Source organism: Moraxella equi (assembly GCF_002027555.1).
GTDB classification, from domain to species: Bacteria; Pseudomonadota; Gammaproteobacteria; order Pseudomonadales; family Moraxellaceae; genus Moraxella; species Moraxella equi.
Map to the genome: position 1 here is coordinate 1 of NZ_MXAP01000014.1, position 9411 is coordinate 9411.

Below are 9411 nucleotides of genomic sequence, written 5' to 3' on the forward strand. Positions count from 1 at the left end.
TAAGTTCGGTTGGTATATCAAAAATCTTTTGAGCATCAAACGCCCCATAATAATCGCCCACGCCTGCATGGTCTCGCCCTATGATGAGATGACTGCACCCATAATTTTGGCGGAAGAGGGCATGAAGTAGGGCTTCTTTTGGGCCTGCGTATCGCATGTCTAGGGGGTAGCCCGACTGAATGACGGTGTCTTTTTTCAAATAGTTGTCAATCAGCACGCCAATGGCTTCTTGGCGGACATCGGCAGGAATGTCGCCTGCTTTTAGCTTGCCTAAGAGCGAATGCACGAGTACGCCGTCGCAGATTTCTATGGCGATTTTGGCAAGGTATTCATGCGAGCGGTGCATGGGGTTACGAGTTTGAAAGGCAGAGACAGCTTTCCAGCCTTTTTGCTTAAACATTGCCCGAGTCTGAGCAGGGGTTTTGTAAATCTCGGGATAGTCGGTGGGAAATTCGCCTTGACTAAACACTTGTACTTTTCCGCCCAAATACACATCGCCACTGCCCAGCACCTGTGCCACGCCCACATGGTTGGGGTCGGTCGTGCCAAAGGTGGCTTGGCATTCGGCAGGTTTGTCGGGGGTGTAGATGTCGCTGATGGTAAGCGTTCCCATGATGTCGCCACCATCGTCATCGCTTGCCACAAGGGCGACCGTGTCGCCAACTTTTAGGGTGCTGGCGGTGTTTTGGTCGGTGGAGAGCGTGATGGGAATGGGGAAAAATACGCCCCGATAAGTGCCGTCCACTCCGCCTTGGGTCAGGGTCATGCTCGCTATCACGCCTTCATAATCGGCTTGCCCCATAAAGCCGTCAAGGGGTGTAAATCCGCCAATACCCAGCATGATAAGGTCGCCACGCTCACGGCTAGATAGTTTGATTTTGGGTAAATTTTCGGCAGTTTGTAGGGCGTTGGCAAGCTCATCGCCTGTCAATACAAGGGGTTTAAGGGTGGGACTGCCGTGTGGTGGCACAAGGTCGCTATAAATGTCGTCTGTGCCAAACGCTTGCTTGTTTTGGGCGGATAGGGTGGATAGGTTGGTCATGGCTCATTCCTGTTGGCTACGTTGATAAAAGTAGCCATATCTTATAGAATTTTGCCAACTTTTAACTATGCCAAATGATGATAAAGATAGGCGGATTTTTCATGTGGCAAGTTTAGGGCGTGCCTGTATAAGAACATGTTGGCAAATGTCGCTCAATGTCTTTAATATCAGGCGTGGTGCATTGCCAATCAATGTAGCTGTCTTGATGAATGGTGGGCGTATAAATCAGCGTGCCTTTACTGGCGGCATTGTCAATTTTAATGGTAACGACTGAGTGATTATCCAATGTAACCGACTTGATTTTACTGCTGGGTGTCCAGTTGGATGGCAAATTAAGCTCGGCAAGCGATGTGGGTAGTTGCCCCCTGTCTATTAGATGAACTTGCATTTCCATTTTTAAATGGCTGATGGCGGACTGAGCAAGCTGTATGCTTTCGTGGTCAAAGGCGATTTGTTTGAGCTGTGCCATTTTTTCATCATTTTTAATACTCAGCTCTTGTTCAATGTTGTTAATGGCTCGTTTTTCGGTTTGACCGCTAAACATATAAAATAATAAACCAATTAAAATCATTAAAAGCACAATGATAATGGCAAGTAAGGTGTTGGTTTTCATAAATGCTTCTTAATTAAAAAACCTTAAAAATTATAAACTCAATTACCCCAAAACTCAATACAAAGCCGTTAAGCTTTTGATTTTATCAATAAACTCAATTTTATCATTTTGATAGATAAGCTTGTGATTTTCTAATTCGGGTGGCAAGCCAATTTCAATCATTATTTTTTGAATAATTTCTTCCATATTTCCATTGATTGTATTAAAAATCTCTTTTTCCCAATTGTCAATATCTATTGAAAACTTATCCAAACGCATATTGGCTTTCATTTTTTCAATATGGGAAAAATAATAGTCGCCACAACCCAAATAATTGCTGACGGTTAAAATTTCAAAGTAAGTTTCTGCAATGCCATTTTTACGATAATACAAATTTTCACTATTAAAAGTATGAATGATATGCTCCATATAATCATCAAAAGTAAATCGTTCATTGATGTGTTGTAAAATAGGCGTGTTTTCTACCAAATATTGATTGGCGCTGCTAATATCCACTCCGTATTTGAAGCTATCTGGTACAAATCTTTTAATGGAGTAAGAGCAATAGGCAAATGCCAAACAAGGCATATTTGTGAAAAGATTAAAAATAAAAAATGTTGGGTAATATTCTGTTTTATCCGTTGTTTTATCTATGCAAATACCTACAATCAAACAATCATATCGTTTTATTAAAAATTGTCCCCATTGTATTAAAGTAGGGTAATATTCCAGCCAAAGTTTGGCGGTTTGATTGATTTCTTTTTTGGTTGCCATTAAAAATTATCCTTATTTATTAACGCACTTATATTTAAAAAACACCGCCAACTTTCCCAAGTTGACGGCATTTTTTTCTTTTGCAATTATCTCAAACTACAAACAACCTAAAAGATTATTCATAATTCTCAATACTCGGACAGCTACAAATCAAATTCTTATCGCCATAGACATCGTCCACACGCCCCACAGTCGGCCAGAATTTATGTGCCTTGATATAGGGCAATGGGAATGCCCCCACTTCACGGCTATACGGTCTGTCCCACTCGCCCACGATGACCGCTTGGGTGTGTGGTGCGTTCACAAGTGGGTTGTTGTCCGCTGTCCAACCGTCTGCCCCAGCTTGTACTTTTAGGGCTTCTTGCCTGATTTGTTTGAGTGCCGAAATAAAGCGGTCCAGCTCGTCTTTGCTCTCGCTTTCTGTTGGCTCAATCATCAGCGTACCCGCCACAGGGAAACTCATTGTCGGAGCGTGGAACCCATAGTCCATCAAGCGTTTGGCAATGTCGGTCTCAGTAATGCCCGTCTCGGCTTTTAGTGGGCGAATGTCAATGATACACTCGTGAGCCACCCGTCCGTTTTTGCCTGTGTAGAGTACAGGGTAGTCGTCTTTTAGCATTGTGGCGACATAGTTGGCGTTTAATAACGCTCGTTTGGTCGCTGACAACAAGCCATCTCGTCCCATCATTGTGATGTACATCCACGAAATTGGCAAAATGCTTGCCGAGCCATACGGGGCAGCCGAAACAGCCGTTTGACCGTTTTGGGCGTTAAATACAGGGTTTACGCTATGGCTTGGGATAAAGGGAGCAAGGTGCGATTTTAGACCAATCGGACCCATACCCGGTCCACCACCACCGTGTGGGATACAAAATGTTTTGTGCAGGTTCATATGCAGGACATCGGCACCGACTTCGGCAGGTTGCATAATGGCGACTTGGGCGTTCATATTCGCCCCGTCCATATACACTTGTCCACCGTGTTTGTGGATAAGGTCGCAAATGTCACGGATACCTTCTTCAAACACCCCGTGCGTGGACGGATAAGTAATCATCAACGCCCCAAGATTGGCAGAATGCTCTTCACATTTGGCGGTCAAATCATTAAAGTCCACATTGCCGTTTTCATCTGTGGCAACCACCACAACTTGCATTCCCATCATTTGGGCGGTCGCAGGGTTGGTGCCGTGAGCCGAGCGGGGGGTTAGGCAGACCGTGCGGTTGTCATCGCCACGGCTTTCGTGATAACGGCGAATCGCCAAAAGACCTGCATACTCACCGCTTGCCCCTGAGTTTGGTTGCATTGAAATTTCGTCAAAGCCTGTAATCGCCTTTAACTGCGTTTGCAAACTTTCAATCATCTCAATGTAGCCCACCGTATCATCAGCGGGGGCAAATGGGTGAACATTTGCAAACTCATTCCAAGTAATCGGCAACATCTCGCTTGTGGCATTTAGTTTCATTGTGCAAGAACCCAGCGAAATCATTGAGCGGTTCATCGCCAAATCTTTGTCTTCCAAAGATTTTAGATAACGGAGCATTTGATGTTCGGTGTGGTAGCTGTTAAAGGTTGGGTGGGTCAAAATGTCGTCCGTACGGTTTAATCCGCCCAGCACATTTTCTACCTTATCCAAAGAGCCAACTGTTCTAAAAATTTCACACAATTCTTTAAAATCGGCTTCATCACTCAATTCGTGGAATGAAACTGAAATGAGGAATGCATCGTGTCTATAAAGATTATAGCCTTTTGATTTGGCTTGCTCAAATGTTTGGTCTGCAATTTCATCATTATCAAATTTGACCAAAACTGTATCAAAAAATACATTATGAACAACATTCACACCCACTTGTGGTGTTTTTTCAAATGATTTAGCAAACGCCACCGCCAAAGCGTGAATACGACTGGCAATGCGTTTTAAGCCTGTCGCCCCGTGATACACCGCATACATACCTGCTAGGTTGGCAAGTAGGACTTGGCTGGTGCAAATGTTGGAGTTTGCCTTTTCACGGCGAATGTGCTGTTCACGGGTTTGGAGTGCCATTCTAAGAGCCGTGCCACCTTGTGCGTCTTTGGATACGCCGATGATACGACCAGGGGCGGAGCGTTTGTCTTTGTCTTTCAAGGCAAAATAAGCAGCGTGTGGACCCCCAAAGCCCATTGGAATGCCAAAACGCTGAGTGCTACCTAGGGCAATGTCCGCTCCCATTTGGGCAGGGGATTTGAGTAGCACAAGGCTCATAATGTCGCTTGCGACAATGGCGTAGGTGTTTTTGGCTTTGACCGCACTGATGACATCGGTCAAGTCCACGACATCGCCGTCTTTGCCAACATATTGGAAAAACGCCCCAAAGAAGTCGCCATTTTTGGCGGTTTCAAAATCACCCACCACCACATCAAAGCCAAAATATTTGGCACGGGTATGGATAACATCTAAGGTCTGTGGGTAGGTACGACTGTCCACAAAAAAGGCGTTGGATTTGGATTTGCTGCACCGTTGTGCCATTGCCATTGCTTCGGCAGCGGCGGTGGCTTCGTCAAGCAATGACGCACCTGCTAAGTCCATTCCTGTCAAGTCAATGCACACTTGTTGGAAGTTTAACAAGGCTTCCAAACGCCCTTGGGCAATCTCGGCTTGATAAGGGGTGTAGGCGGTGTACCAACCGGGGTTTTCTAGGACATTTCTTTGAATGACCGCAGGCAAACGGGCAGGCGAGTAGCCTTGACCGATATAGCTTTTGGCAACGGTGATTTTGTCCGCCATTGATTTGAGTTTGGCAAGGGCGTTATGCTCGCTCATTGCAAGGGGCAAATCAAGGGCTTTATTTAAACGCACCGATTGTGGCACCACAGAATCCACAAATTCATCTAGGGTTTTTGCCCCTACCGCAGAAAGTAGGGCTTGCTCTTCATCGGTGCTGTTGCCCAGATGACGATGCACAAAGGCGTTTTCATAAAATAGGTCGGAAAAGGTATTAAACGACATAATTTATCCTTTTAGGGTTGGGTTAAATTTAATTGAAAATACTATTGTTAAAATACCATTTTAAATTAAATCTGAATTGGGTTTTTTGGTAAGGTGCGTACCACGCACCAATTTTAAAAAATCATTCCAAAACGGTGCGTAATACGCACCTTACTTTTTAAAACTCCGTATCAATCAACTTCCCCATTCGCCACATCATCAAGAAATTCTTGAATATAAATACGGGCTTCTTGTTTGGTTAAAAAGCCATTAAAAAATTCTGATAATGTGCCAACTTTTTCTACTTGATTAAAATCAATTTCTTGATTGGTTTTAAATACTGCTGGATTATTGGGATTTATATCATTACCACAAATAAAATAAAAGTAATTTTTTGGATAACCGTAACCATAAACCAAAATAAAAAAACTTGGTGTTGTTTTGTTTGTAATTTCTAATAATGGCGATAAATTAAATTCATTAAAATTAGTTAATAATTTCCCACACCATTTTGCTTCATTAATACCAATAATGTCATCAATAAAATTATCATAATAATCAATAATGGCTTTCTCAATAAATTGTTCAGGATTTTTTGCTAATTCTCGATTTTTTATCATAAAAATCAGGGTAAAAATCATAAAAAGGTTCTTCGTCAGGTCTTTTAAAATATAATAAATGATTAAAAGTAATTTTTTGCAAATCATCAATCAAAGAGTTGCCTGCGGTTTGGCTAATATCGCCACCCAATTCGGCAATGCGATTTAAAATTGCTTGTTTCATAAAACTTTTTTATAATTTTAATAGTAGGTGTGTACCACGCACCATTAAAATGCGGTGCTTAAACGGTGCGTTATACGCACCTTACCATAAAACCAATAGCGTAAGCCCAAATTGAACTTACGCCATTTTTTATTACAGACTTTCTGCGTATTCGTCCGCACTCATTAGGCTGTCATAGTCAGCAGGGTTGGCGGGCTTGATTTTAAAGAACCACGCTTTGCCATAAGGGTCTTCATTGGCAAGCTCTGGGCTGTCCACAAGCTCTTCGTTAATCTCCACAATCGTGCCTGCGATTGGGGCATAGACATCGCTTGCAGCCTTTACAGACTCAACCACGGCGATTTCTTGGTCGGCGTCTACTTCGCTGTCCACTTCTGGCAATTCCACAAATACCACATCGCCAAGCAAATCTTGGGCGTGGTCGGTAATGCCAACGGTGATTGTGCCGTCTGCTTCAAGGCGTAACCATTCGTGGCTGGCTACATATTTCAATTCGCTGGGAATGTTGCTCATAAAAAACTCCGTTAGGGTTGGGGTTAAGGTTATTTTAATAAAATGGTTGGTTGATACCCTTTGGCACTTTCCGAGCCGTCAAATGGCACTACCACACCATCTTCATAAGTCACATACACTTGATATTTTACTGTGGTGTCAGGTTTGGCAGGATTAAGGGCGATAAAAGGAAAGGCGGTGTATTCGCCAGCTTCCATTCGTCCTTTATAAATGACGGTTTTTACATTGCCACTTTCATCTTTTTGGGTTTCATAAGTCCAATTGGGCATTGGATGAATAAAGAGTAATTTCACGCCATCAGCAACCACAAATTTGATTTCGGTAATGGCTTTATGACGATTGGTCGGTACATTTAGGCGAAAATGGTCAGATTTGCCCGACATACTGTCTACGCCATTGGCAAAATTACGAATGGTAACATGGGCATTTGCAGAAGTCATGCCCATCATGGCAATTAGACTAGCAACAATAAATTTTTTCATAACAAATTCCTAATTGGGGGTTGGGGTTAAAAAATTATTCAAAAAAGTTTTTGTATGTGTCGTTCCAAAATAAACCAACAATACGCCTACCATCATCATTTTTATAAAATTCACAATAAAAATCTAAGGCTAAATTTTCTCTGCGGAGCATAAAATTATGTCGCATAAAATAACCCAATTTATCTTTATCGGTTTTTGTAAAAACAACATTGAGTGGTTTGCCCCATAAGTGTAAACCAAAACGAGCGACTTGATTACTTTGATGTCCTATGCTTTCTACCGAACGATTGGGGTCAAGATTGCCATATATCCAATAAGGGTTAAGAATATCAGAAACAGGTTTAAAATTCATCATTTCCGTATTGATGGTATTAGCCATACTTTCACACAGTTTAACTGTTGCTTTTTCATCAGCCAAAGTTTTAGCATTTGATGTATTGGCAAAAGCTGATGTGGATACTGTACTTAACAATAAAGCTGTTGCCAATTTTTCATAAATTACCCTGATTTAAATCCACCCAAAAGCATTTAATGCCTTTGGGGGAATTATTATTTTTTAATCAAACTGCTTTTTACCATTTCTCACAAATGGCAATTTAAGCACGCGTACTTCCACTTCTTTGCCACGCATGATCACTTTGGCGGCATCGCCTGTAAAGTCAGCAGGCACACGAGCAATGGCGATTGATTGGTTAAGGCTTGGCGAGAATACACCACTTGTGGTAATGCCGTTGCCGTTGTCGGTAACCACTTCCATGCCTGCACGCATTACGCCTTTTTCTTCCAAAAGTAGTCCGACTTGTTTGGCTTTAACGCCTGCCGATTTTAACGCCACAAGTGCCGATTTGCCAATAAAATCACGGGCATCGTTCTTTAAATCCACCGTCCAGCCCATCCCTGCTTCTAGTGGGCTGACATCGTCGGTCATATCGTTGCCGTATAGGTTCATACCTGCTTCCATTCTCAGGGTGTCTCTTGCCCCAAGACCGCACGGCTGTACACCTGCTTTGGCTAAGTCATTGAAAAACTGTACCGCTTCCTCTCTTGGCATTACCACTTCCACACCATCTTCACCTGTGTAGCCTGTGCGAGCCACAAACCAGTCGCCCCCCAAATCCACCCCAACAAACGGTTTTAGGGCGTTTACTTTTTCCGCCCATTCAGGTTTGACGGTCAGCATTTTTTCAACCGCTTTTGGACCTTGTACAGCAAGCATTGCCAGTTCATAACGGGGGGTAAGGGTTACACCAAATTCCGCCCCAACTTTGGCAAAATGAGCGGTATCTTTTTCACGGGTTGCCCCGTTTGAGACGATACGATAAGCGGTCTCGTCTTCATTCATACGATAGACGATTAAATCATCAATCACACCACCTTGTTCGTTTAGCATTCCAGAATACAAGGCTTTGCCGACAAAGCCAAGTTTGGCGACATCGTTGGCGAGTAGTTTTTGAAAAAAGGCTTTTGCGTTGTCGCCTGTTACATCAGTAACGAGCATATGCGAGACATCAAACATACCAGCGTCCGTGCGAACGGCTTCGTGTTCGGCGATTTGTGAGCCATAATTGACAGGGAGTTCCCAACCGCCAAAATCCACAAGTTTGCCATTATGGGCGGTGTGAGCGTCAAATAGGGGGGTGCGTTGTAGGTCAGACATAGTTATTCCTTAAAAGTGCATAAAAATCAATCGTCTGCCAAATTTAAGCCATTACTGCGTTAAACTCGCTCGTAGTATTGCTTATACAACTTCGCTCGTTTGCCTTGTACTGGCTTAAATTTGTTTGACGATAAAAACTGTTCTGCCAAAAACTATGGCAATTTTTAAGCACCCTATCTGTCCTGTTACCTGAGATTTTCAATGGCTAAGATATTGACATTTAACCATTTTCTTCCCTTCGGTAGGCATGACCTGCCTTCTCCAGACTTTGTGATAACTCTACAACCTTTTGAATTATCTAAATTTTTCAGTCCTTTTACCTGAGCGATTGTAGGGGTAATTTACGCCTTCGGTGTTTTTTTGCTCAATATTTTAAATATCATCGCTCGGTTTTAATAAAAACCAACCTTGCAAAAAAATCTCTCCTGAAAAACACCCCTATTATGAAAAAAAATGCTACAATTTACAAGCAAAATTTGCAAATTTTATAAAATAATTTGTAAAATGAAGGGCGTGTTGAACATTGATAGCATTTTTATTAAATGTGATAAGTTTGATAACTTCAACCAATTTTTGCATGAAAAAATGGCTAAATCTTGTTTTTCA

The 9411-nt window shown here is 42.5% G+C and carries 10 protein-coding genes and 2 riboswitches; all 10 genes read right to left on the reverse strand.

Translation table 11 applies throughout. From position 1 onward, the window contains the following. Positions 1–1042: sulfate adenylyltransferase (sat, locus tag B5J93_RS01320; protein WP_079324069.1), on the reverse strand; the 1042-nt coding region annotated here is incomplete at its 3' end. 112 nt (positions 1043–1154) lie between these two features. Further along, positions 1155–1655, reverse strand: coding sequence for a pilin (locus tag B5J93_RS01325; protein ID WP_079324070.1), 501 nt, complete (start codon positions 1653–1655; stop codon positions 1155–1157). A gap of 54 nt (positions 1656–1709) precedes the next feature. Continuing rightward, on the reverse strand, positions 1710–2408 hold the full coding sequence (locus B5J93_RS01330; RefSeq protein ID WP_079324071.1) for a hypothetical protein: 699 nt from the start codon (positions 2406–2408) through the stop codon (positions 1710–1712). 115 nt (positions 2409–2523) lie between these two features. Further along, positions 2524–5391 carry an aminomethyl-transferring glycine dehydrogenase gene (gene gcvP, locus B5J93_RS01335; RefSeq protein WP_079324072.1) on the reverse strand — a complete coding sequence of 956 codons (2868 nt, stop codon included), beginning with the start codon at positions 5389–5391 and terminating at the stop codon, positions 2524–2526. Between the two features lie 170 nt (positions 5392–5561). Continuing rightward, entirely contained in the window at positions 5562–6011 is a 450-nt protein-coding gene (locus tag B5J93_RS01340; RefSeq protein ID WP_143823466.1) for a hypothetical protein, read from the reverse strand. Beyond that, a complete protein-coding gene (locus B5J93_RS13410; RefSeq protein WP_079324074.1) occupies positions 5956–6153 on the reverse strand; it encodes a hypothetical protein in 198 nt (65 codons plus the stop codon). The genes B5J93_RS01340 and B5J93_RS13410 overlap by 56 nt, the downstream gene beginning before the upstream one ends. Before the next feature lie 132 nt (positions 6154–6285). Beyond that, on the reverse strand, positions 6286–6666 hold the full coding sequence (gene gcvH, locus B5J93_RS01350) for a glycine cleavage system protein GcvH (RefSeq protein WP_079324075.1): 381 nt from the start codon (positions 6664–6666) through the stop codon (positions 6286–6288). 29 nt (positions 6667–6695) lie between these two features. Next, positions 6696–7148 (reverse strand): DUF1775 domain-containing protein, encoded by a 453-nt coding sequence (locus tag B5J93_RS01355; protein ID WP_079324076.1) that lies wholly within the window; start codon positions 7146–7148, stop codon positions 6696–6698. Between the two features lie 34 nt (positions 7149–7182). After that, positions 7183–7635, reverse strand: a complete 453-nt coding sequence (locus B5J93_RS01360; protein WP_115236680.1) for a hypothetical protein — start codon at positions 7633–7635, stop codon at positions 7183–7185. 69 nt (positions 7636–7704) lie between these two features. Beyond that, complete coding sequence (gcvT, locus tag B5J93_RS01365) at positions 7705–8805, reverse strand: glycine cleavage system aminomethyltransferase GcvT (RefSeq protein WP_079324078.1); 1101 nt, start codon at positions 8803–8805, stop codon at positions 7705–7707. A 167-nt stretch (positions 8806–8972) separates the two neighbouring features. After that, positions 8973–9080: riboswitch (glycine riboswitch) on the reverse strand. Positions 9081–9103: 23 nt separating this feature from the next. Next, positions 9104–9243, reverse strand: a riboswitch (glycine riboswitch). Positions 9244–9411 lie beyond the last annotated feature (168 nt).

Bases quoted from the DNA above. Each gene is read 5' to 3' on its own strand.
- B5J93_RS01325 (WP_079324070.1), bottom strand. From the start codon at position 1,655: ATGAAAACCAACACCTTACTTGCCATTATCATTGTGCTTTTAATGATT.
- B5J93_RS01330 (WP_079324071.1), bottom strand. From the start codon at position 2,408: ATGGCAACCAAAAAAGAAATCAATCAAACCGCCAAACTTTGGCTGGAA.
- gcvP (WP_079324072.1), bottom strand. From the start codon at position 5,391: ATGTCGTTTAATACCTTTTCCGACCTATTTTATGAAAACGCCTTTGTG.
- B5J93_RS01340 (WP_143823466.1), bottom strand. From the start codon at position 6,011: ATGATTTTTACCCTGATTTTTATGATAAAAAATCGAGAATTAGCAAAA.
- B5J93_RS13410 (WP_079324074.1), bottom strand. From the start codon at position 6,153: ATGAAACAAGCAATTTTAAATCGCATTGCCGAATTGGGTGGCGATATT.
- gcvH (WP_079324075.1), bottom strand. From the start codon at position 6,666: ATGAGCAACATTCCCAGCGAATTGAAATATGTAGCCAGCCACGAATGG.
- B5J93_RS01355 (WP_079324076.1), bottom strand. From the start codon at position 7,148: ATGAAAAAATTTATTGTTGCTAGTCTAATTGCCATGATGGGCATGACT.
- gcvT (WP_079324078.1), bottom strand. From the start codon at position 8,805: ATGTCTGACCTACAACGCACCCCCCTATTTGACGCTCACACCGCCCAT.